Source organism: Anaeropeptidivorans aminofermentans, assembly GCF_940670685.1.
Classification (GTDB): domain Bacteria; phylum Bacillota; class Clostridia; order Lachnospirales; family UBA5962; genus Anaeropeptidivorans; species Anaeropeptidivorans aminofermentans.
Genome location: NZ_OW711693.1, coordinates 2,904,137 through 2,926,732, shown reverse-complemented (window position 1 = coordinate 2,926,732; position 22,596 = coordinate 2,904,137). Strand labels below are relative to the sequence as shown.

Genomic DNA, 22,596 nt, shown 5'->3' with positions numbered 1-22,596 from the left:
CTCCCTTACACGCCCATCTTGTTTATGACGTTGTCGTATATTTCGTTTATCACAGACATAAACTTCGAGGCGGCGACAAATTGCTGCTGGTACTGGACCATTGAAAGGACCTCTTCATTTAAGCTTACGCCGGAAACCTGCATTCTTTGGTTATCTATGCTGGTGGTTACATCTTTATAGTTTGAAGTAAAGTTTTTGGCCTGCTTTGCGTCTATGCCAAGCTCACCGGTAATTCCTGTTACATAGTCTAAGATTTTTCCTTCTCTGAACAAAGAAGCATAATTGCCAAGGTTTGCAAAGCCAAGGATGATTTCATTATTTGATTCTCCCGAATTTGCTTCGCTGGAGCAGGCAAGGAGATAAGGATCACTGAGTATTTTAGAGCTTACTTTGAAATTAAAGGCAGTAAGCTCTTCATAGGAATTTCCTGAATTAAGGTCTGCAATCGTGGCGTCTTCACCGTTACTTTTCGTATATGTAAATAAGGCATCGCCTAAATTGCCGTTTTTATCATAGCCCTGATTATGGCCTGCAATATCGGGAATCTTCTCACCCTTATAGTCAAGGCCTTCGTTTATGGCCCTTGCAAAAACCTGTACAAGCTTATTCAGCTTATTAAGATAATGAGGAATTCCTTTATAATTATGCGTTTGGGTTAAGGTGCCATGGGCCCCTTCCGTGGCGCCGTTATTTCCGTCTCTTATATCAATAAGGCCTTTGAGTTCTCCCTTTAAAGTAGGGGAGTAAAGATTAAAGGAAACGCCGTTATCAAATACAATGTCGTAAAGGCCTTCTGCGTCCATTTTATTTCTTTCTTCACCGGGCTTTCTTTCAACGACGTTGATACCGTTGCAGTCCCAATTATTCACAAATTCATAACCGTTTATAAGGATAGAATAGCGTTTATCGCTTTTCCCCCTGTCTTCGGGGTTTGGAAATTTACCTGCGGCATAGTCTTGGTTAAATTCTTCTTCCTTTACGTCCACATTGACATATAGGCTAAGCTCGTCTACAAGAAGGGCCCTCTGGTCCCGTAAATCATTGGCTCTGGAGCCGTCTATTTCATATTTGCTTATTTTTTCGTTAAGGTTTGCAATCTGCTCTCCTAAATTATTGATTATGGAAACAAGAGTAGCCAATTCAGAATTTACATCAAGCTGTTGCTTTTTAAGGCTTGAAGCAGTTGAGTTTATGAATGTTGCAAGGGATTCGGCAGATTTTAATATATTGTTTCTATAGGTAGCATCAGGGGTATTGGTGCTTAAATCCTGAAGGGTAGCAAAGAAGCTGTCAAAGTTTCCAGAGGTGCTGGTTGATGCAAATTCATTAAATATGGATTCCATAAGGCTTAATTGAGCGCCTTTGGAGCTGTATTCTCCCATAACGCCTCTTTCATTCCAGTATTTCTGGTCAAGATAAAAGCTTCTTACCTGACCGATGCCGTATACCTCGCTTCCTGTGCCCACCATGCCTTTTGAATTATAAGTAGCCAAAGGGGTAGTGGCTCTTTGCTCCACATACTGCCTGGAATATCCCTTTGTCGTATTGTTTGATATATTGTGCCCTACGGTTTGAAGGGCGGATTTCGCTGTAAATAATGCGCTTGACGCTACATGGAATTCAAAAAAAGAAGATTTCATCTTATACCTCCCTTGGGAATATTAATTCCCGGTTTTACACTATAAGCCGACGCGGCCCGTTCCGTTTACAAGTTTATCTATCATGGAGTCTATTACATTTATCACTCTTGAGGCGGCGTTAAATGCATGCTGATAAATCATCATGTTTTTCATTTCTTCGTCAAGAGATACGCCGGAAACCTGAGAACGCTTGCTGTCTATGTTTTCTACAAGGCCTGTCTGGCTGTTTAAAAAGCTCAGAGACTTATTTGCTCTTACACCGATATCGTTTACAACGTATCGGTAGGCTTCTTCAATATTCATTTTATAGGAACCGTCTATGGAAAGGCCTTCCATACTCCATTTATCAATCAGAGAAACAATGTATTTATCGCTGTCTATGCCGCTTCCGTCACCTAAGCAAAGAAGATTATAGCCTTCGGGGCTTACAATATCAGGGTTTATCTGAACGTTCCCTAAAGTGAATACGGAAGAGCCGTCTATGGTTGTAAATATTTTTGTCTGAGACTGATTTCCGTATAAGTCATATCCTTTTGAAAGCTCTTCGTTAATCAGCTTAACCGTATAGTTAAAGAATAAATCCAGCTGCCTTAATGTTCTCGGAATGGTACACTGGGTTGCGTTAAAATTGGCTATTCGCTTATTCACAGGGCCATTGGCAAGCTCTCCGCTAAGCCGATTCAGATCGGAATTAAAAGCAACTACATTTTCTTTAAAAATCTTTAAATTAGCAAGCTCTTTATTATAGTCTTCCCAGTCGCCCTCTATCCCCGGTGCATTAAAAAGGGCTTCCATTTTTTCTATATAAGGTATAAGCTCATTCTTTATATAATCCTGGCAATCCTGTATGTAATTAGGGTCATAGACGCCCTTAGGATAGTCGGCAGAGTCTGGCATAGAAGTAGTTATGGCAGCTTTAGCAGCCTCAATTTCTCCTTTTAAGGTATCATATGCCGGCGACGGAAGAGTGCTTAAATCTAAGATATCGAGAGAACTGCCAATGTTATTGATAGCCGCCATAGGCGGATAAGCATAGTTCATGGCATTTACATAGGCACTAACCTTGTTTTCTGTAAGCGCATGAGCTTTTTCTTCTTCAAAGGCCGCATAAAATTTATCAAAGGCTATTTTTTCAGGATTATTTGCATCTAGGCTGATATAATTAGGGTCGGCTTTAACATCTGTAAGATATGTTTCAAGCTCTGTCATATAAGCATTATAATCATTTATAAAATCACTGTAATTCGTATAATCTGCTAAATTTGGGGCCGTAGCTGACGGAGAAAAACCCGGAATAGATGTTATTACAGGAACATTATCTTTATTATTATAGGCCCAATTGGGATTAAAACTATAAGGGTTCTCACTGTTCATCGTATTATAATTGACAGGCAAAAGGCCTCTGGCGCATAAAAGAGAGTAAAGCTGGCCATAATCATTGCCGTATTCGCTTCCTACGATGCCTGTAAAATTAAATACGGATTTTGCATTTTCATAGGTATGGTCATAGTCTAATATTTCGGATTTTGTGGTGAAAACAGGCTCCACAAAGGAGGAATTGGCGGCGGTATACCGTAAGCCTATATGGTTTACGAAGCCGTTAACCACAAGCTCCTGACCATTTGTGGTTATTTCAACAATGCCCTTGGCATTTTCTTTATATTCTATTTTTATATATTTGGCAAGCTCATCAATAGCGTTATTTCTTTCGTCACGGAAGTCATTAGCCCGCTGGCCGGACGCTTCACTGTTGGCTATTTTTATATTAAGCTCGTTTATTTTCGTTGTAAGCTGGTTAATTACTTTTACTGCGTCTTTAATATCTTCATTGAGATTATATTGCTCGTTTCTAAGCCTTGTATAAATATTATTCATTTTTGTTATGAAAGAGGTGGCCGTTGAAACGAAATTTCCTCTCGTTTCAAGACCGGAAGGATAAGTGGAAAGCTCGCTTAAAGCGTCTTTCATATCTTGAAGCACAGTCTGGCTTCTGTAGGTGCTTTCAAGTTCACCGAGTATCGTCTCTATTTCATTTCCTACAGCGTATTGTATATTATAAAAATTTGCCCTGCCCACTTCTGTTCTATAGCTGATGTCAAGATATTCGTTTCGGATTTGTCTTATGGCGGTTACATCCACACCAAGACCGATTTGTTTTCCTGCCGATATGCTTTGATATAAAAAGTCATGGGTAAGGGCCTGCTGGCGGACATAGCCTACAGTTCCGGTATTTGCCATATTATGGCCTGTGACATAAAGCCCTGTTCTTGCGGCGTTAAGCCCGCTTACGATCGTATTAAATCCTCTGTTCATTAAAAGCTACCTCCTGCTATTGCTTCGCATCAAAAAAGCCTTTTTCCCCATCGATAATCTTTTTTCCTTGATTATAATAAGAAGGCCCTTCGTCCAAGTCGGAGCGTACAAGATTCATAGTAAATTCGATATATTCAAGAGAGCCTTCTATAAGCTGGGTATTCAAATCGTTTGCTTCTTTAAGCTTTGTAACCGTATCCTTAAGCTTTGTTCTTACCTCTGAAATAAGCGGAGCCTCATCTTGCCCTTCCATAAGGGCTTCAAGCAAGGAAAGGGTAAGCTCTTCATTTTTGCGGTTTAATACGCTTGAGATATCTTTCATAAGCTCAAGCCTTTTTTCTTCAAGCTTTTGGCTTCGGGATACAATCTTATTTTCAACTATGGTTATTTTTTGAAGAGCGTCAATATCGTTATTGATAATGACGCTCTTTTTCTCAGTAGACAATATCAGAAGTTCTTCATAGGCCAAAGCCTGTTTATTTAGTATTTCGATTAATTCGTTTATTAAGCCGGCCAATAGCCGCACCACCCTGCATAAAATTATAAATAGGAATTACAAATCTTTAAGGAGCTTATCAGCTATATCTGAGGAGCTTACATGATAATTTCCCGAGTCAATTTTTTGTTTAATCTCGGAAACTATGTTTTCTCTAATATCTGGAACCGCCTTAACAGCTTTTAAGGCGGTATGATAATCCTTTGCTTGGTTCGACAGGGCAACCATATCCTTTTTCTCCTCAGCTCTTGTCATTCTGTTAAGCTGGCCTTTTTTGCCTACGGCAGATACTTCATATGAATTTAAAATATTGGAAATTCTCATATTGCTCATTTTATCACTCCTATACAAAAGAAAAGGAATATTGTCTCTACTGTTCTCTGATTATATTATCGGCATTAAAAAGATCATAGTTAAGATTATTTTATTATATTTTAAAAAAACTATGCTACAGAATTAGACAAATTTTACAAAAATTCTTATTTTTTCATAAAATAGCGAAAATACAGTAAAAAGCAAATTAAGCTTATGTTCTAAGAAAAACTATATTACGGCTTAGAATATATTTTGGGTAAATTCACACTAAAGCGGCACAATATTTATACAATTAGACTAGAGCATGTTTGCAAACACGCTTTAGGAATGCTTTTCTGCTATGGAAAGGGTAAGAGACAGGATTTTAGAGGCACCCTCTTCTTTAAGGGCTTTGCTTACGGCGTCTACAGTGCTTCCAGTTGTAAAAATATCATCAATAAGGATGATATTCCTATTGCAGACATAGTTGGCTTTTGATATCTTAAAGGAGTTTTTTACATTTCTTACCCTTCCCTCATAAGATAAGGTGCTTTGAGGGATGGTATCCTTTATTCTTTTTACAATTTTAGTGTTTAAGGGTATTTTTGTCTTTTCTGAAATTTCCATAGCCAGTATTTCAGACTGGTTAAAGCCTCTTTCCCGAAGCCTTTCTTTATGGATAGGCACAGGAAGGATATAATCATAATCCTTTAAATCAATATTTGCTTTTATTAAGGAATCTGCCATAAGCTTCCCTAAGGCCCTGCCTTGACTGAGTTTTTTACCGTATTTAAAATTATGGATAGCTTTTCTCATGTTTTCATCATAAAGAAAAAAGGATATATTTTTATTAAAATAAAAGCTTTTGCCTTTAGGGCAGCAGCAATAAAAGGCCCCGCATTTTTTACATACAGGGCCGGAAATTTCAGTAAAGGCATCTTTGCAGTTACGGCAGAGCCATTCATTTTTATGAATATCCATAAGATTTCCGCAGGAAGCGCATTTATCGGGATAAAGCCATTTTACAAATTCCTTCACCATAAGATCACTCTTTAACCTCTTTAGTCAGAAGATTGCTGAATTTCTTGATTTTTAAATCAAGGGAAGAATATCTGTTGATTTCTTTATTGTTATCTACCATTTTTTTAATTGCTTCTTCTGTTCCTACGAGAATGACCATTTCTTTTGCCCGTGTAACTCCCGTGTATATTAAATTCCTATTAAGCAAAAGAGCGGGGCCGCTGTGAACGGGAATGATTACCGCTTTATATTCGCTTCCCTGGGATTTATGAATGGTTGCCGCATAGCCTAAATCAAGCTCATCAAGCTGGCTGAAAGGATATTTGACGGTTTTGCTGTCATCAAAAAGCACGGTCATATACTCGGTTTTTAAATTAATAGTTTTAATAATGCCCTCATCGCCGTTAAAAATGCCTAAATCTTCTTCAAGAAGCCTTCCCGAAGAATCGAAAATACTCCAAGGGGTAGTGTAATTGTTTTTTATCTGCATTACCTTATCCCCTTCACGAAATATTACGTTTCTAAACTCATATTCATTTTTATATTGGGAAGGGGGATTCAGGGCCTTCTGCAATGCCTGATTCAGGCTTATGACGCCGATTAAAGACTTTTTCATGGGGCTTAGAACTTGAATATCTGTCATGGAGTCATAGCCTTTAAAATTAGGAAGCCTTTTTTTAATCAGGTCAATGATTGTAAATTCCACCTCAGGCATAGTGTTTCTTCTTACAAGGAAGAAATCGCTGTCATCGGCGTTTAAAACAGGGTATTCCCCTTTATTTATTCTGTGGGCGTTCATTACAATATGGCTTTTCTGGGCCTGGCGGAAAATTTCGTCAAGGCGTATGGTTTTTATGGAGCCGCTTGCAATAATGTCTTTTAAGACATTGCCGGGCCCTACGGAAGGAAGCTGGTCGGCATCCCCTACGAGAATCAGGCTTGTCGCAGGGTCTAATGCCCGAAGGAGGCTGAACATCAGCATAATATCAACCATAGAGCTTTCATCTATAATTACGACGTCTGCTTCTATGGGATTATCTTCGTTTCTTTCAAAGTTCTGCCTTCTGGAGTCGTCTGAAAGAAATTTCACCTCTAAAAGCCTATGTATAGTTTTTGCAGGCTCCCCTGTGGCCTCCGACATTCTTTTGGCAGCTCTTCCCGTAGGGGCGCAAAGCTCTATTTCAAGCCCCCGCTTTTTTAAAAGGGCGATAATGGCGTTTAATGTTGTGGTTTTACCTGTTCCGGGGCCTCCTGTTATAACAAGAACGCCTCCCGTCATGGCTTCGGATACGGCGTATTTTTGGTTTCTTGCAAGCGTTATCCCAAGGGTTTCTTCCAATTCTTCTATTTCGTCAAAGACGTTTTCAGGTTTTTCTATTCCATGGGAGGATATTTCCAAAAGCTTTTTGGCTACATAATTTTCCGCATAGAAAAAGCTGTTTAAAAATACGCCGATGCCATCAGAAAGATTAGCCTGAATGATGGACTTTTCCACCTGCATTTCAATCAGGGCATTTTCGGCTGATTCCCTTGGAACCCCTAAAAGCTCACAGGAAAGGGAAAGAAGCTCGTCCTTCGGTAAATAGGTATGGCCGTTTAATGCGCCTAAGGAGAGGCAGTAGCTGATGCCGGATTTGATTCTGTAGACGCTTGCAAAATCCACCCCTAATTTGCCGGCAATGGTGTCCACGGTTTTAAAGCCTATTCCGGGGATTTCTTCAGAAAGGCGGTAAGGGTTTCTTTTTACGATTTCAGCGGTTTTAGGACCGTATTTTTTATATATTTTTGTTGAAAGAGAAGGGGACACACCGTAAGACTGCAAAAAGGCCATAATCATACGTTCATTAGCCTTTTCATGGAATAAGGAGCTTATTTCCTGAGCCCTTTTTAAAGAAATTCCCTTTATTTCGGAAAGTCTTTCAGGGTGGCTTTCGATAATGTCAAAGCTTTCTTCGCCGAACTTTGATATTATTCTTTCTGCCATTCTTTCACCGATGCCTTTGATGGCACCGCTTCCAAGATATTTCTGCATGCCTTGAAGGGTCACGGGAACACTGGTTTCAAAGCTTTGTACGTTAAACTGCCTTCCGTAGGAAGGGTGGTTTACGTAAGAGCCTAAAAGAACCACGGTCTCTCCCGGGCTTATGCTGGAAATATTGGCGGTGCATACGATTTCGTCACCGTCTTCTTGGTTGATTACGGAAAAAACACAGTAGCCGTTATCTTCATTTTGATAGATTAAGCTGTCGACTTCTCCTTCTAATCTAGTATTATTATCCATTATTCACTTCCGTTAAAGGCTTTTTGCTTCCTCTGCATTTTTTATAAGGAGGTCTATTGCCTTTTTATAATCATCTTTAAATATATAAGAGCCTGCCACAAATACATTGGCGCCGGCTTCAGAAACAAGGCGAACGGTTTTATCGTCGATGCCGCCGTCTACCTGAATATCTGTGTCAAGGCCGAGGCGGGCAGCTTCCTTTCTTATTTCCCGGATTTTATCAATGGAGCCTTCTATAAAGCTTTGGCCGCCGAAGCCAGGCTCTACACTCATAACAAGAACCATATCGATATGAGGCAGATATTTAAAAACCTCTGTGGCAGGGGTATTGGGTTTAATAGAGATTCCTACCTTTTTACCGAAGCTTTTAATCAAGCTGATGGTTTCTTCCGCAGGGCTTTCGGCTTCAAGATGGAAGGTTATTATATCTGCCCCGGCATCGGCAAAATCCTTTATATAGTCATAAGGCTTTGAAATCATAAGATGCACATCGAATAGGATGGGAAGCTTTTTGCGAAGCGTCTTTATTACAGGGGCCCCGAAGGTAATATTCGGTACGAAATGACCGTCCATAACGTCTAAATGGAGCATATGGGCTCCTGCTTCATATACCTTGATGCTTTCGTCGGCAAGAGCCGAAAGGTCACAGGCGAGAACTGAGGGTGCAATTTTAATGTCTATTTTAAACATTCCTTTCTGTAAATGTAGTTTAGATTAAAAAAATTAACTTATTTTTGATGAAATTCGAAGATATTTGAATATTATCTGTTATACTATATACATTATAACAGATTCTTGCATAATTTTATATAATTAGAATCTGCATTATACGCGAAACGCCATGAAATGGTAGCGTTGTTAATTTACTTTTACTTTATTTTAAGCTTTCTCAAGCCCCATAGTTATACCCGAATAAAAGTAAAACAGTAAGGTTGTACATTTGCTTTTCCTTAAATCTATGCTTTCCTGGAGCCTGTTCCTTACAGCGGAAGAAAAGTAAATTGACTATAGGATATATTAAAATATTCTATGGTGTCCGGCTGAGGCAATATAAAAATTTTTATAGATTTATTTTTTATTTGCAGGAATTCTCTGCCTATAAAATTAAAAAGCCTGTTTTAGCCGTTTATTAAGGTTTTATGTATACAAAGTATAGCTTTAAAGTTATGGAAAACCGTAAGCCTAAAGGCTATAACCCTTTAAAACCCAGTATTTACAGCGAATTAATACTTGACAATAAGCGAAATAATATTAAAATAAGCATAGGCTTTGTTAGCCCGATTCTTATCGGAGCGTTGTTTGATCTTATGGATTTTATATTTCCATAGGGCGTGTAAATTTTAATATAGTAAGGAGATTTATAATGATTGCAATTGGAAGCGACCACGGCGGATTTGAGCTTAAAAGAGACATAATTAAGGCTTTTAACGAAAAAAATATCGAGTATAGGGATTTCGGCTGCTTTGATACCAGCAGCGTTGATTATCCTGATGTGGCCAAGGAGGTATGCGAATACATATTGGCTAACAGAGGGACGTTAGGGGTGCTTTGCTGTGGAACAGGAGTAGGTATGAGCATAGCCGCAAATAAAATTAAAGGCATAAGGGCGGCATCCTGTTCAGACACATATTCCGCCAAGTATACCCGTATGCATAACGATGCCAATGTGCTCTGCCTTGGAGGCCGAGTTGTAGGTTCTGGCCTTGCCAATATGATGGTTGAACTGTTTACAGAAACTCCCTTTGAAGGCGGAAGGCATAAAACCAGAGTAGATAAAATTTGCGGACTTGAAAAATAACATAAAAACAAAAGAGCCAGAGGTCCTCTGGCTCTTTTGTTTTTATAGTAATATTTTCATGAAACAGTATAGTCAATTTACTTTTATACTGCTATAAGTATAGTAAATTTAAAGTTAAACAGTAGCAAAGCCGTATATTCCCTTAAGGCTCAAAAATGTACCGTTTCCGAAGGAAACCCGTGTTTTTGAGCCTTAAGGGAATAGGCTTTTGCTACTTCCTCATGATAAATTTACTATATTTGGCTTTAGAGGGCATAAAATAAGAGAAAAGTAAATTGACAATGCTACTATTTTATTTGAATTTACCTATATCAGAGTATTTTTTAAAATCACTCTGATGCAAAGTATTAAAAAAATTGGCTGTTATTCTTAAATTCATATTACGATGCCATAAAAAATGATTTACAAGTCTAGACTTGTAAATCATTTTTTATTATGGCTTAAGCCAGTTGAGCTCGCATAGCGTGCGAAACAAAAAACTACCCGCTATGCGGGTAGAGGACCAAAAGGTTCTACCACAAGAAACACCTTTCCAATAGAATAGTGAGTGTTCAAGCCACTATGCAGAAAGGAAAGGTGTTTCAATGGCAAACCAACATAATAGTTTGTCCCACACAAAGTGGATGTGCAAATATCACATTGTGTTCACTCCAAAGTATAGACGTAAAATCATCTTCAATCAATATCGAGAGTCGATTGGGAAAATTCTTCGAGAGTTATGCGGCTACAAAGGCGTAGAACTGATCGAAGGTCACCTGATGCCAGATCATGTGCATATGTTAGTGAGCATTCCACCAAAGATCAGCATTTCAAGTTTTATGGGATATCTAAAAGGGAAAAGTGCCCTGATGATTTTCGATCGACATGCAAATTTGAAGTACAAGTTTGGGAATCGGCATTTTTGGTCAGTTGGCTATTATGTCAGTACGGTAGGACTGAACGAAGCTACCATCCAGAAATACATCAGAGAATAAGAGCAACATGACATTGCTCTAGATAAGCTGAGTGTCAAAGAATATGAAGACCCCTTTAGGGGTTAGCTGGTAATACAAATAGCCCTTAAGGGCTAAGCAAAAGAGGCAAGGGCATAGGGGCTTGAACTTAAGTGAAAGCTAGCATCTTGAGATGCTGGCCGGTAACAAGGCCTTACAGGCCTAGCTCAAACCACCCTTTTAAGGGTGGTCATGATTTAAACTATTTTATTTAATATCATGTTGAATATAACTATACTGCCTGCTCTGCGATATTTTTTATTTCTTTGGCTTTCTGCTTTCCAAGATTATCTACAACACCGATTACCAATGAAGAAACAGTAACTGTTATCAAAGAGAATATAATTTTCCCAAAAGGAATATAGCTTAAGCTTAAAACAAGAACAATCAGGTCTGTTGCAAGGTAGGCTCTTGATATAGGGCATTTTGTCAAATGGCTTATAATAAGCGCTAAAGCATCATCACCGCCGGCGGCGGCCCCTGTGCGAACCACAAGGCCGATTCCTACACCGATAAATAATCCGCCTAAAATAGAAGCCAGTAGGGGATTGCCCGATAAGTCCGGCAAAGCATAAGGAAATAAGGCGTAAAACCAGTAGAAAAATGATACGGAGCATGTAGCAAAAAGCGAAAGTTTTAAAAATTTGCCTCCGAGATATTTAAAGCCCATCGCATAGCATATTCCGTCAAGAATCAATGTTACAATCGACGGGGAAATTTTAAGCCAGTAATTCAGCAGAAGTACCATGCCTAAAACGCCGCCCTCTGTAATATGGGTTCTTGAATGAATATTGCGTATGCCGAAGGTTGAGATTGCGGTTCCCAAGGCAATTACAAAATAAGGGTAAAGGGCCTTTAAACGTCCCTTTCCTGGGGATTTCATTGTAACAACTCCTTTTCATCACGGGTCTATAAAAATAGATAAGCGCTTATCATGACTCAGGGAGGGTTCGATATTTCAAGATTTTCTTATAAAATACAGTATTAAGAAATTTAAATAATATAACTGAATTCATATAAAACAGCAGCATAGTCAATTGGAACGGAAAAATCCTTCGGCTCGAAGACAGAATCAGAAAAATATCCAAACATACAAAATATGATTTTCATGAAGCGAAAATTCTGAGCCATTTTTGCCTTTCTCTTATTTTATGCCCTTTAAAGCAATCCTTACAGGGTTATAAAGCAAATTGACTGTACATGGCTAACGCTTAAACAGTTTTAATACCTACTGATTTTATAAGTATATCATAATTACGTTTCTTAGGCAAATCAGGGGTATTGTAAACCATGCATAAACCATGTTAATATAGTAAGATGAATTTTTTATTTATGCACTGGAAAGCTATTATAACAGGGGGTATTTTTTATGACAATATTGAGAACTGTTTACTGGTATGTTTATTTTGCCGTAAGCCTTTTATTCAAAACTCCTGAATTGAACAAAGTAAGAAAGCAAAAGAACAATATGGAACAAAGAGAATATGAGGCTCTCATAAATAAAGTAGTCGTAAAATGGGCGAAAAAGCAAATAAGAAATTCCGGCGCAAGAATAAAAGTAGCCGGGGAAGAGAATATACCGAAAGAGCATGTTTTATTCGTAAGCAACCATCAAAGCAATTTTGATATCGCCGTATTTATAGCCTGTATCAATAAGGATAAGGGTTTTATTGCAAAAACTGAAATGCTTAAAATTCCTCTTTTAAGAGACTGGATGACGGAATTAAGATGTGTATTCATGGATAGGTCTGATATAAAAAAATCGGCAAAGGCCATTTTGGAAGGAATAGAAATTTTAAAAAGCGGATATTCCATGGTTGTTTTTCCGGAGGGAACGAGGAGCAAAGGAAATACCTTAGGTGAATTTAAAGCGGGAAGCTTTAAGCTTGCCACAAAATCAGGGGTTCCCATTGTGCCGGTTACCATTGACGGAACCTATAAAATCATGGAAGAAAATAACAATAAAATTAAGCCTGCAGATGTAAACGTAACAATACATAAGCCCATTTACGTAAATGCGCTTTCAAAAGAAGAGCTTACAGCGCTTCCAGAAAAAGTTAAAGAAATTATAGAAAGTAAGCTTAAAGCGTAGGGCAATGCTTCGACGAAGATGCAGAAAAGGATTTTAAAAATCGGTTGTTATACTAATGTAATTAAGGAGGGTATATTGATTTCCAATATACCCTCCTTACGGTTCTTTGCCCCATTGCAGGCTTTCCCTTATTTTTTGGATTATTTTCTTTTCTATACGGGAGATCTGTACCTGGGATACGCCAAGCTCCTTTGCTATTTCCGACTGGGTTTTTTCTTCAAAATAGCGAAGAATGATGATTTGCCGATCCCTTGGGGCAAGCTTTCCTACGACCTCTTTAAGCGCTATGATATCTATTGTTTCATTACTTTTATCTTCGCTTACGTCAAGCTTATCTATTAAATAAACGGGAGTAGAGTCTCCCTGATATACGGTTGCATAAAGGCTTTCCACTTCGCGGCTTGCGTCTAAAGCCATGACAAGCTCTTCACGCTCTACCTCAAGAGCTGCCGCAAGCTCTGATATCGTAGGGGAGCGCCCGCTTTTCTTCGTAAGCTCATCCTGCATATATCTTGCTTTTACAGCCATTTCCTTAAGGGGCCTTGAAATTTTTATCATCCCGTCATCTCTTAAAAAGCGTTTAATTTCTCCCATGATCATGGGAACGGCATAAGTGGAAAATTTCACGTCGTAAGATGTATCAAATTTCTGTATGCATTTTAAAAGCCCCATGGAACCTATTTGGAAAAGGTCCTCTTGGTCATAGCCTCTTCCCGTAAAGCGCTTTACAACGGACCATATGAGGCCCATATTTTCTTCTATGAGCATCTGGGTTGCGCTTTCGTCCCCTGCCTGGGCTTTTTTTACAAGCTCTATGGCTCGATCCATACCCCCAACTCCTTTTTTATCTTTGAGCTATGAAAAGTTAATAGAAAGACGGCAATTGTTTAAAAAGCATCGGAATCTATTTACGTCTTTAATTCCTTTCCATATATACGGCCTGTCTGAAAATCTAAATGCTTATGGCTTGTTTATTTTCAAACACTGCCAAGGGATATTTTTTTAGTCATTATTATTTTTGTGCCCTTTCCCGGAGTAGAAATTACCTCAAGACTATCCATGAAGGTTTCCATGACGGTAAAACCCATTCCAGAGCGCTCCATTTCCGGCTTTGAGGTATAAAGGGGTCTGCGGGCTTCTTCTACATTTTCAATACCCCGCCCTTCGTCGGAAACCTCTATGTAGACTTCGTCCCCTTTATATTTGCATATTAAGGTAACGAAGCCATCGGTTCTGCCTTCATATCCGTGGATGATAGAATTTGTAACGGCCTCTGAAACTGCCGTTTTAATATCCGAAAGGTCGGAAAGGTTCGGGTCAAGCTGGGCGATAAATGCGGCTACAGAAACTCTGGCAAAGGCTTCGTTCCTTGAACAGCTTGCCATAATGAGAGTCATTTCATTTTCATATAACATATTACTTCCCTCCTAAGGCTTCTAATGCAAGAGCGCAGCTTTTATATGTCTTTAAAATGGAGCTAAGGCCGGAAACATCAAATATACGCTTTATATTCCCGTCAATACAGCATGCTATTACCTGGCCGCCCTGCTTTTCAACAAGCTTGTACCTTCCGATAATTACTCCGATGCCGGAGCTGTCCATAAAGCTTACGTTGGAAAAATCAAAAATAATGTTTTTAATATTATTGCGTTTAATATCCTTGTCTATTTTATTCCTTATTTCATCGGAGCTGTGATGGTCTATGTCTCCAGTGATATTTACGATTAGGTTGCGGTTGACCGTCTTGGTTGCAATATCCAATAGGAGTCCTCCTCTTCATAATTTTAGAATAAATTCCATAAAATGTAAATACACTAATATGATATATAATTTTTTATAAAAAATCAAGCCATTTAAAAAATTTATAGAAAATGAATGTGAAAGTCGGAGGTTTTTTAAATATAAGTGCTTTTTTAAGGGAATATTTGCATTGAAAAAGCCTTCGATTAAGAAGGCTTAGGAGGGAGGTAGAAACTATTAGCACTGTGGGCTTAATTAATAAGGCAATTAAATTGGCGAACGCTATGCCAGTAATTTAAATTATAATTATTGTCGCGGTTTATACCTGAAGGTAAAACATTTAAAAGTCAGTAAATGTGTATTTGTAGAATATTTTATTAAACTAATTTATCTCCGGCTTAGATACAATAAGAAGCATTTTGAATTGATGGTTTTCTCCTCTTACGGCATGAGGAATATCTGCTGGCATTACGATACACTCGCCTTTTTTGATTGTATGATGCTCATCGCCGATCATTACGTCGCCTTCCCCGTCAAGGGCAATTACCATGGCGTCTCCTTCGCAGATATGGGGGCCTACGCCTGTGCCTTTATCCATAGCCATAACAGTGGTTGTAAAAATATCCCTTTGAATCAGCGTAAGGCTTGATACCTTTCCTGCGTGATAGCCTACAAGGTCTGATAATACTTTGATTTGTGCTTTTTCGATATTTTTAATATAGTCTTTCTTTTCCATGGCTGAACCTCTACTTTCAGTATCTTTTTCCGGCATGTCTCCCGCCGATATTTGTATGAGCCATAAGGCTGATTCTGCATCAATGGAATGGGCATATCCCGAAGGAACAAAGATGCATTCGCCTTCTCCAAGGATAAGGGGCTTCTTCTGAACTGTTATTTTTGCGCTGCCTTTATGAACAATATATAAGATGTCCTGGTGCTGAATATCTGTGCTTATACCTTCTTCTTTGTCGAAGAAAAAGCCTGTAACAGATACGCTTTCGCGGCTTATGAGCTGATGGCTTATTACCTGATGGGGGCATAAGGGAAGAAAATCTGAAACAAGCTGTTTTGCGCCCGCAGCGATACCTTTAAATTTAAAACTGTTCCCTGATTCGTTTTTCATAAGCTTTTATCATCTCCTTATGATTTGAATTAGCTAACTATCTATAAGGATACTCTATTTGAAAAGATAAATCTGTTGCAATAGCAACATTCTGATAGTTTATTCTGCGATGTATGTATAGAATCGATTAAATATATGCATATAGTGGAATTCATTTCAGTCCGAAGTGCCTATCGCTTAAACCACAAAATATCCTCTGATATTTTGCAGCACTTTGTTACTTTGGGTTCAAGGTAATTCGGCTATAAGTAACAAAAACTGTATATTGGGAATAGTTCAAAATGTACCATTTTCAGAAAAAGCTTGTGCTTTTAGCCTTTAGTGAATAGGATTTTGTTACTTCTTTAAAAGAAATATACTGTAAATAAAAATCAAGCTTATGAGTATACCTTTATATGATTATAGTAAATTTCAAATTAAACAGTAATAAAAATCGTATGTTTTGAATGGCTTGAACATAGGGAGTTTTATATGTTTAAGCCGTTTGTGAAAAATAGATTTTTAGTACATCCTTGTGTGAAATTTACTATAACAAAAGGCTATAATGCAGTTTTCATGCGTCATAGCCTTTAATTTTATTCTTTTGAAGCGTATTTGGATAAATATCGTATTAAAACATAAAAACAGGAAGCGATGGCTATAAGAAGCTCAATTTTCCCTAGAATTCCAAGAAACCCGGCAATACCCCAGGAAGCATTTACGGCATAAGCCGCAGTTCTGTTAAGGGCAAGGGCGCTTATAACAAATGGGAAGGTGTAAGCTGCATAGCTTGGGAAAAAATTCTTCCCGTTGGTCTTTATAAAAAAATAATATCCCATTAAAGTCATTATTAAAGCAACTGCAAGAAGTATTGCCGTCAAGGTGCCGTTTACGGCAGGAAAGCTATTCAGATAGCCTGCCAATAAAAGGCTTGCAGGGGCGGCTACAATGGCGTTTGTAGGCCTTGCAGGTTCAGGTATGCCGTCTGTTTTAAATATACGGTAAAGTATTACAGGAAGAGAAACTGCGTAAAGTAAAAGGCCTATGTAAAAGAGTATCTGTCCTATGCCTTGCATAGAAAAGGCAGGAGCCGTTACTGAAGCTACAACAAATCCTACATATACGATAAAAAAGCTTGCAAATATCTTTTTAATATCAAATTTAAGTATAAATGCATATGTAACATAAGCTAAAATGATAAAATGCATTATGATGCCTAAACACCATAGGATAAAAGAAAGCTGATTCAAAGACGCCGCCGTATAGGTGCATAAAACCATAAGAGCCATATCAAAGGTTGCGAAGCTTGTGACCACAATGGGATTTTTTAGCTCCTCCATGAAGCCTTTTAAATCAGAAAAAATCTTTATTATTATCAATACCATAAGTACGGCAGATATAATGCCGCATATGGGTTTAAGAAAAGGGAACATGGCAGCGGAAGCATTCCCTAATGCTGCAAAGCCCAGAGCCATGCCCGACATGGGTAAAAATGTCCGTTTGATTATTCTATTCATACGCCACCTATACAGTTTCTATATTAAGCTCTCTTGCTATTACCTCAGCAACCTTTTCAGCCATTTCCCCTGTAAACTGAATACATTGAGCTTTATGCTCTCCAGAGGCCATATCCATACCCTTTGTTAAAATTTTACAGCAGGAAACCTTATGCTTTTCCTGAAAGCTCATTTGAATTTCATTGGCAAGTTCAAGAGTCTTATTTACTTTTGGGTCCTTGCCTTCTGTTCTTCCGAAGAAATATCCAAGGCCGATAATTGCCCCTGATATTGCTCCGCACATGCATTTTGAACGCCCCACGCCAATAGGAAAGCCAGATGCCGCTGCAATAAAAGCCTCCGGCATATCTGGGTCAATATTTTTTCTTATGGAAGAAATGATTGATTCTGAGCAATAAAAATTACCGCATCTGAAATTTTCTTCGGCGTCTGATTTTACTTTTTGAATATCGATTTTATCTGTCATATTCAATACCCCCATTTATAAATAATTGTTGCCAGATAAGTATAGGGTTTCACAGGAGATATTGTCAATAAAGGAGGCATTTTAATATACGATATAATGAATTTTAAATATAAACTTTCATAATGGAAAGAGTTGAATTTATGTATAAATCAAAATCTGATTTTCAGATAATCGTATATTTCTTCTCCTATGTTTTTATCAATAGAAGTTTCCTGAAATATTTCCTGAGCTTTTAAGGCTTGCCCTATAAGCATATAAAGGCCATTGATGGTTTTACAGCCGCAGCTTTTTGCGGTTTTCAGGAATTTTGTTTCAAGAGGATTATAGACAATATCTGCACATGCGGAAAAATTAGACAGAATATTTTTATCGGCCGGTGAGCCGTCTATATTGGGATACATTCCAATGGGAGTGGCGTTTATAAGCAAGTCCCCTTTTATAGCATCAATAGCATCATAGGGAATTATTTCTAAGAAGGGAAAAAGCACTTTTAAGGCGCCTGCCTTTTCCGGGTTTCTTGCGGCCACAGTAACAGACTTAGCTTTATTATCAATAATATAAGCAATCAGTGCTTTTGCGGCGCCTCCGCTTCCTAAAATCAATATCTTTTTTCCTTCTATGGTCACTCCGGCTCTTTCAACCATTGCACCAAAGCCGAAATAATCCGTATTAAAGCCTATGGCTTTATTGCCGGTAAACTTAACGGTATTGACAGAGCCTATGGCCTTTGCTTCTTTAGATATTTCATCAAGATAAGGAGTAATGCTTTCTTTATAAGGTATGGTTATGTTTATGCCGCTGTAGCCTAATGTTTTAAGAGAAGAAATTGTATTGGGGATATTTTCTTTAAGTATTGGCATCAGGCAGTAGTTTGCATTTAAAGACAGTTTTTGAAATATATAATTATGGATTTCACAAGAAAGGGAATGGCCGAGCTTTTCACCGATTAAAGCGTAGAGTTTCATAATTTCCTCCTGAAAAATTAATAAGCATTGTAGTTAAATGGAACTAATTAATATAACAATTCTTGTTTACATATTACATGAAAGCTGATAAAATTTCAAATATGTAATTCGGTAAATAAATAATCAAAAACCCATGATGATTGCACGGAGTGATAAATTGAAAGAAAACATCGTTTTAATAGGATATATGGCTTGCGGCAAAACATCTGTTGCCAAAAGGCTTGGAGAAATACTTCAAAGGAAAACAATTGAGATGGACGATATTATTTCCGAAAGAAGCAAAATGAGCATAAAAGATATATTTAAAATATACGGAGAAGACTATTTCAGGGATATGGAAAGCCTTGTGCTTAAAGAGGCTTTAAGTGAAAAGGGAAATATAATCTCTTGCGGCGGCGGGGCCGTAATAAGGCAGGAGAATGTTTTAATGATGAAAGAAAGAGGTTTTGTTGTTCTTTTGTCTGCAAAGCCCCGAACGGTTTTTGAAAGAGCCTCTAAAAACAATGAAAGGCCTTTATTAAAAGGCAAAAAGATAGAAGATATAGAGGAAATGATGTGTCTTAGAAGACCTTTATACATTAAATCGGCAGATATAGAAATAGAAACGGATTATAAGACTATAGATGAAATTGCAGCTGCCATAATAAATGAAGCGAAGAAGAATAAAATTTTATAATCATAATATTTTAACATAGTAAGGAAATATAAAATAAGCCCTCCAGGCGGATGGGCTTATTTGCATATAATAACGGCTCAAGTGTAATATGAATAAGCTTACGCTTATGGTATCATATTTAAACATGAATGCTATTTCTCAAGATCTTCTTCCAAATCCATTTCTGAATAATCCTTTGCTTCATTGCGAAGGGTTTTTAAATTCCTAATGGTTGATATAAGAAAATCCAATTCACTTTCATCAAAATCAAATAAAAGGCTTGATATGGCCGAGCGCTTGGAGTCAGCGCTGCTTTTGTATTTAGGTTCGGCAACTTCGGTTTTTCCAGAAACACTTTGGTTATAAATCAGGTCATTAACCGTTATGCCGAAAATATCAGCTATTTTTATTAAATTCTCAAGCTTTGCCCCCCTTTGGCCTCGTTCAATCAAACCGATAAAAGCAGAAGAAAGCTTAAGCATTTTTGCAAGCTCATCAACAGACATATCTCTGGAGATTCTTTCCCGCTTTATATTTGCACCAATTATTTTTTTGTATGATGGCATATGCATCTCTCCCGTTTTAAGTATAATTAACTTTCAAAATATAATCGTTAAACTAATATTATAAATATAGTGCTGAGCATTATTTAATTATTAAGGTATGAATGGAAGCTTATGAAAAAACATGAGAGAAAATCTGCTTCCGATATTCTATAAAGGCTTATATTGGATAATTCGCTAAGAAATCAGCGAAAACATTAAAGGAACGAATTTTAAGTAGGCAGAATTTTAATAAAAATTAGATTCTAAGCTGATCTTCCAAAAATTTAGCTTCCTTAAAGTATTTTTGATTTACTATTATTATAACCAAATTTAATTTTTTATCATGCAAATAAGTTGTAATGTAAGCATAATTTAATAAAACTGAAATTATCATCAGAAACGGGAGAACGGGGAAATTGCAAATAAGCTTAAATAAATAACTTAAATATATACTAAACGTATAATAATATATTACCATAAGGACTCAATAAGGTAAACAATATAAAGCCATATTAAAAGTATTTTAAAGTGTGTCAGCAGGGTTATAGCTTTATAGGAAAGCCTTTCAATATAAGCCTTTTTATATAGAGCGGCTCTTTAGCTATTGATTTTAAAAGCAGGTTTCCCCTTGGGATTTCCTCCGATATTTGTGGGCGGAAATCTTCTAAATTACGGCTAAAGCTTAGGTTTATGGATATGGTGTATTATTAAAATAGTCGCAAGTATGTTCAAATGCTTTTGAACCTGAATTCACATGAAATAGTTACATTGTCGATTTGCTTTTCTCTTATTTTATGCCCTCGCAGCCAAATATTTATAAAGTCATAAAAACAAATTGACTATATTATTGAAGCGGATTTAAAAAATAATTATGATTCCAAATATTTTATATAGCCTTTTTCTTTAAGAGATTCAGATTTTTTTTCTACCGTTTCTTTAAGGTCTTTTTTATATTCTTCAAGTTTTGAATAAAGGAGGCCGTCTGAAATGGCAAGTATCTCAGCGGCAAGGATTGCCGCGTTAAGCCCTCCGTTTATTGCAACCGTTGCCACGGGGATTCCTCCCGGCATCTGAACGATAGAATATAAGGAATCTACACCGCTTAGAGATGCGGTTTTTACGGGAACGCCAATTACGGGAACAGAAGTAAGAGATGCGACCATACCTGGCAGGTGCGCGGCCCCGCCGGCCCCGGCTATAATTACTCCGATGCCTCTATGCTTGGCGCTTTTTGCATATTCGTACATCTTATCAGGAGTTCTATGGGCAGATACGATGTCTATTTCGTAATCTACACCCATACGGTCAAAAAATTCGGCACAGCTTTTCATAACGGGAAGATCGGAATCGCTTCCCATAATTATGCCCACTTTATTCATAATTATCCTCCTTTTCGGATACAATCCTAATCAGATTCTTAGCTTTCTTGCAAAGCTCGGCAGCCTCTGAAAGGGTTTCAGCGCATACAGTCACATGACCCATCTTTCTATGGGGCTTTGTTTGAGCCTTTCCGTAAATATGTACCTTTGCACCTTTTACTTTAAGGGCATCTTCCATACCCTTTACGACAGCTGGTCCTGAAAAGCCCGGCTCTCCTAAGAGATTTCTCATAGCGGCAGGCCGTATAAGGCTTGAATCTCCCAAAGGCAAGCCTGTTATTGCACGGATGTGCTGTTCAAATTGGCTTGTTGCGCAGGCCTCGATGGTATAATGACCGGAGTTGTGGGGCCTTGGGGCTATTTCGTTTACAAGAACCTCTCCGCTTTCGGTAATGAACATTTCTATACAGAATATCCCAACTCCTTCCAAGAGATTAAGGGCTTTGCCTGCAATATTCATTGCTCTGTCGGAAATGTTTTTATCTACGGGAGCCGGTGCAAGGGTTTCTTCCAATATATTGTTTACATGGGTATTTTTTGCCACAGGAAAAACAGAAAGGCTGCCGTCAATCCCTCTGCATGCAATGACGGAAACCTCCATATTGAAATTAACGAAATTTTCGGCCAATAATCCGGCTTTGCTTCCTCCAAGATAATGATAGGCTTCTTCTAAATCATCAGAAGAATTTACTACAAAATTACCCTTTCCGTCATATCCGCCGGTACATGTTTTTAAAATAAAAGGATAACCGAATTTTCTTCCGGCTTCTTCAAGGCTTTCAAAGTTTTCGACATATATAAAATCGGGAACGGGTATATCGGCATCTAAAAGGGCCGCTTTTTGAGTATACTTATTTTGAATGGTTTTAAGACTTTTAGGGGAAGGGTATATTTTAACATTTTCTTCCTCAAGCTTAAGCAGCGCATCTACATTGATATGCTCGAACTCATATGTTATTATATCGCATTTTTCGCTTAAAATCCTTATAGCAGATTCATCGTTAAGAGATAAAGGAATATGCTCGTTACATATGCTATGGGCAGGACAATCCTTCGCCGGGTCAAGAACAATGACCTTAAAGCCCATTTTTTTAGCTTCCATTATCATCATTTTGCCCAGTTGGCCGCCGCCAATTAAACCAATTGTTGTATTTGATATGTCTTTTTTCAAGGTATTTCCCCCATGAGAATTCTTTTACCTAATAATATAAAACAAAGTTCTTAATTTTGCAAGATTACAGTAAAAATGATGCTTATAGGCATCTTTGATAACAAACCTATAGTTTTAATTACAGGCAGTT

The 22,596-nt window shown here is 37.8% G+C and carries 21 protein-coding genes and 1 pseudogene; 4 read left to right on the top strand and 18 right to left on the bottom strand.

The window, feature by feature from the left end:
* Window positions 1–5 precede the first annotated feature (5 nt).
* The 7 genes from flgK (NBX03_RS12325) to rpe all read right to left on the bottom strand — a co-directional run bounded on the left by flgK (NBX03_RS12325) (window position 6) and on the right by rpe (window position 8,734).
* A complete protein-coding gene (gene flgK / locus NBX03_RS12325; RefSeq protein ID WP_250228064.1) occupies window positions 6–1,640 on the bottom strand; it encodes a flagellar hook-associated protein FlgK in 1,635 nt (544 codons plus the stop codon).
* Window positions 1,641–1,679: 39 nt separating this feature from the next.
* Complete coding sequence (gene flgK, locus NBX03_RS12320) at window positions 1,680–3,953, bottom strand: flagellar hook-associated protein FlgK (protein WP_250228063.1); 2,274 nt, start codon at window positions 3,951–3,953, stop codon at window positions 1,680–1,682.
* A 16-nt stretch (window positions 3,954–3,969) separates the two neighbouring features.
* A complete protein-coding gene (locus NBX03_RS12315) occupies window positions 3,970–4,470 on the bottom strand; it encodes a flagellar protein FlgN (RefSeq protein WP_250228062.1) in 501 nt (166 codons plus the stop codon).
* Window positions 4,471–4,506: 36 nt separating this feature from the next.
* Window positions 4,507–4,782: a flagellar biosynthesis anti-sigma factor FlgM gene (gene flgM / locus NBX03_RS12310; RefSeq protein ID WP_250228061.1), complete on the bottom strand. Its 276-nt coding sequence runs from the start codon at window positions 4,780–4,782 to the stop codon at window positions 4,507–4,509.
* Window positions 4,783–5,085: 303 nt separating this feature from the next.
* Complete coding sequence (locus tag NBX03_RS12305; protein ID WP_250228060.1) at window positions 5,086–5,784, bottom strand: ComF family protein; 699 nt, start codon at window positions 5,782–5,784, stop codon at window positions 5,086–5,088.
* A gap of 4 nt (window positions 5,785–5,788) precedes the next feature.
* Window positions 5,789–8,044, bottom strand: a complete 2,256-nt coding sequence (recD2, locus tag NBX03_RS12300) for an SF1B family DNA helicase RecD2 (RefSeq protein ID WP_250228059.1) — start codon at window positions 8,042–8,044, stop codon at window positions 5,789–5,791.
* Window positions 8,045–8,056: 12 nt separating this feature from the next.
* Complete coding sequence (gene rpe / locus NBX03_RS12295) at window positions 8,057–8,734, bottom strand: ribulose-phosphate 3-epimerase (protein WP_250228058.1); 678 nt, start codon at window positions 8,732–8,734, stop codon at window positions 8,057–8,059.
* 673 nt (window positions 8,735–9,407) lie between these two features.
* Here rpe and rpiB point away from each other — a divergent pair.
* Both rpiB and tnpA read left to right on the top strand, forming a co-directional pair.
* A complete protein-coding gene (gene rpiB / locus NBX03_RS12290) occupies window positions 9,408–9,842 on the top strand; it encodes a ribose 5-phosphate isomerase B (protein ID WP_323373234.1) in 435 nt (144 codons plus the stop codon).
* A gap of 584 nt (window positions 9,843–10,426) precedes the next feature.
* Window positions 10,427–10,882 (top strand): annotated as a pseudogene (tnpA, locus tag NBX03_RS12285) (IS200/IS605 family transposase).
* A 184-nt stretch (window positions 10,883–11,066) separates the two neighbouring features.
* On the opposite strand, the gene NBX03_RS12280 reads toward tnpA, so the two are convergent.
* Window positions 11,067–11,717: a YitT family protein gene (locus NBX03_RS12280; protein ID WP_250228057.1), complete on the bottom strand. Its 651-nt coding sequence runs from the start codon at window positions 11,715–11,717 to the stop codon at window positions 11,067–11,069.
* Between the two features lie 486 nt (window positions 11,718–12,203).
* On the opposite strand from NBX03_RS12280, the gene NBX03_RS12275 reads away from it, so the two are divergent.
* Window positions 12,204–12,926 carry a lysophospholipid acyltransferase family protein gene (locus tag NBX03_RS12275; RefSeq protein ID WP_323373233.1) on the top strand — a complete coding sequence of 241 codons (723 nt, stop codon included), beginning with the start codon at window positions 12,204–12,206 and terminating at the stop codon, window positions 12,924–12,926.
* Between the two features lie 96 nt (window positions 12,927–13,022).
* On the opposite strand, the gene sigF is transcribed toward NBX03_RS12275, so the two are convergent.
* The 7 genes from sigF to aroE all read right to left on the bottom strand — a co-directional run bounded on the left by sigF (window position 13,023) and on the right by aroE (window position 18,716).
* Window positions 13,023–13,754, bottom strand: a complete 732-nt coding sequence (sigF, locus tag NBX03_RS12270; protein WP_250228056.1) for an RNA polymerase sporulation sigma factor SigF — start codon at window positions 13,752–13,754, stop codon at window positions 13,023–13,025.
* Window positions 13,755–13,903: 149 nt separating this feature from the next.
* Window positions 13,904–14,341, bottom strand: coding sequence for an anti-sigma F factor (spoIIAB, locus tag NBX03_RS12265; RefSeq protein WP_250228055.1), 438 nt, complete (start codon window positions 14,339–14,341; stop codon window positions 13,904–13,906).
* 1 nt (window position 14,342) lies between these two features.
* Window positions 14,343–14,687: an anti-sigma F factor antagonist gene (spoIIAA, locus tag NBX03_RS12260; protein ID WP_250228054.1), complete on the bottom strand. Its 345-nt coding sequence runs from the start codon at window positions 14,685–14,687 to the stop codon at window positions 14,343–14,345.
* A gap of 361 nt (window positions 14,688–15,048) precedes the next feature.
* Window positions 15,049–15,789, bottom strand: a complete 741-nt coding sequence (locus NBX03_RS12255) for a cupin domain-containing protein (protein ID WP_250228053.1) — start codon at window positions 15,787–15,789, stop codon at window positions 15,049–15,051.
* A 575-nt stretch (window positions 15,790–16,364) separates the two neighbouring features.
* Window positions 16,365–17,285: a TDT family transporter gene (locus NBX03_RS12250; protein ID WP_250228052.1), complete on the bottom strand. Its 921-nt coding sequence runs from the start codon at window positions 17,283–17,285 to the stop codon at window positions 16,365–16,367.
* Window positions 17,286–17,292: 7 nt separating this feature from the next.
* Window positions 17,293–17,751, bottom strand: coding sequence for a C-GCAxxG-C-C family (seleno)protein (locus tag NBX03_RS12245; RefSeq protein WP_250228051.1), 459 nt, complete (start codon window positions 17,749–17,751; stop codon window positions 17,293–17,295).
* 149 nt (window positions 17,752–17,900) lie between these two features.
* Complete coding sequence (gene aroE / locus NBX03_RS12240; RefSeq protein WP_250228050.1) at window positions 17,901–18,716, bottom strand: shikimate dehydrogenase; 816 nt, start codon at window positions 18,714–18,716, stop codon at window positions 17,901–17,903.
* 157 nt (window positions 18,717–18,873) lie between these two features.
* Between aroE and NBX03_RS12235 the strand changes: the two genes are divergently transcribed.
* Window positions 18,874–19,392 carry a shikimate kinase gene (locus NBX03_RS12235; RefSeq protein WP_250228049.1) on the top strand — a complete coding sequence of 173 codons (519 nt, stop codon included), beginning with the start codon at window positions 18,874–18,876 and terminating at the stop codon, window positions 19,390–19,392.
* Between the two features lie 131 nt (window positions 19,393–19,523).
* Here NBX03_RS12235 and NBX03_RS12230 read toward each other — a convergent pair whose 3' ends face one another.
* From NBX03_RS12230 to NBX03_RS12220, 3 genes are all read right to left on the bottom strand, one after another.
* Window positions 19,524–19,937, bottom strand: a complete 414-nt coding sequence (locus tag NBX03_RS12230; protein WP_250228048.1) for a helix-turn-helix domain-containing protein — start codon at window positions 19,935–19,937, stop codon at window positions 19,524–19,526.
* An 848-nt stretch (window positions 19,938–20,785) separates the two neighbouring features.
* Window positions 20,786–21,295: a 5-(carboxyamino)imidazole ribonucleotide mutase gene (gene purE, locus NBX03_RS12225; RefSeq protein WP_250228047.1), complete on the bottom strand. Its 510-nt coding sequence runs from the start codon at window positions 21,293–21,295 to the stop codon at window positions 20,786–20,788.
* A complete protein-coding gene (locus NBX03_RS12220; protein WP_250228046.1) occupies window positions 21,288–22,466 on the bottom strand; it encodes a 5-(carboxyamino)imidazole ribonucleotide synthase in 1,179 nt (392 codons plus the stop codon). Before NBX03_RS12220 ends, purE begins: the two co-directional genes overlap by 8 nt.
* Between the last annotated feature and the right edge of the window lie 130 nt (window positions 22,467–22,596).

Excerpts from the sequence above, each read along its gene's own strand:
- NBX03_RS12275 (WP_323373233.1), top strand. The coding sequence starts at position 12,204 with ATGACAATATTGAGAACTGTTTACTGGTATGTTTATTTTGCCGTAAGC.
- NBX03_RS12305 (WP_250228060.1), bottom strand. The coding sequence starts at position 5,784 with ATGGTGAAGGAATTTGTAAAATGGCTTTATCCCGATAAATGCGCTTCC.
- flgK (WP_250228064.1), bottom strand. The coding sequence starts at position 1,640 with ATGAAATCTTCTTTTTTTGAATTCCATGTAGCGTCAAGCGCATTATTT.
- sigF (WP_250228056.1), bottom strand. The coding sequence starts at position 13,754 with ATGGATCGAGCCATAGAGCTTGTAAAAAAAGCCCAGGCAGGGGACGAA.
- rpiB (WP_323373234.1), top strand. The coding sequence starts at position 9,408 with ATGATTGCAATTGGAAGCGACCACGGCGGATTTGAGCTTAAAAGAGAC.
- spoIIAB (WP_250228055.1), bottom strand. The coding sequence starts at position 14,341 with ATGTTATATGAAAATGAAATGACTCTCATTATGGCAAGCTGTTCAAGG.
- NBX03_RS12250 (WP_250228052.1), bottom strand. The coding sequence starts at position 17,285 with ATGAATAGAATAATCAAACGGACATTTTTACCCATGTCGGGCATGGCT.
- flgM (WP_250228061.1), bottom strand. The coding sequence starts at position 4,782 with ATGAGCAATATGAGAATTTCCAATATTTTAAATTCATATGAAGTATCT.
- NBX03_RS12280 (WP_250228057.1), bottom strand. The coding sequence starts at position 11,717 with ATGAAATCCCCAGGAAAGGGACGTTTAAAGGCCCTTTACCCTTATTTT.
- NBX03_RS12230 (WP_250228048.1), bottom strand. The coding sequence starts at position 19,937 with ATGCCATCATACAAAAAAATAATTGGTGCAAATATAAAGCGGGAAAGA.
- flgK (WP_250228063.1), bottom strand. The coding sequence starts at position 3,953 with ATGAACAGAGGATTTAATACGATCGTAAGCGGGCTTAACGCCGCAAGA.
- recD2 (WP_250228059.1), bottom strand. The coding sequence starts at position 8,044 with ATGGATAATAATACTAGATTAGAAGGAGAAGTCGACAGCTTAATCTAT.
- rpe (WP_250228058.1), bottom strand. The coding sequence starts at position 8,734 with ATGTTTAAAATAGACATTAAAATTGCACCCTCAGTTCTCGCCTGTGAC.
- NBX03_RS12255 (WP_250228053.1), bottom strand. The coding sequence starts at position 15,789 with ATGAAAAACGAATCAGGGAACAGTTTTAAATTTAAAGGTATCGCTGCG.
- NBX03_RS12245 (WP_250228051.1), bottom strand. The coding sequence starts at position 17,751 with ATGACAGATAAAATCGATATTCAAAAAGTAAAATCAGACGCCGAAGAA.
- purE (WP_250228047.1), bottom strand. The coding sequence starts at position 21,295 with ATGAATAAAGTGGGCATAATTATGGGAAGCGATTCCGATCTTCCCGTT.
- aroE (WP_250228050.1), bottom strand. The coding sequence starts at position 18,716 with ATGAAACTCTACGCTTTAATCGGTGAAAAGCTCGGCCATTCCCTTTCT.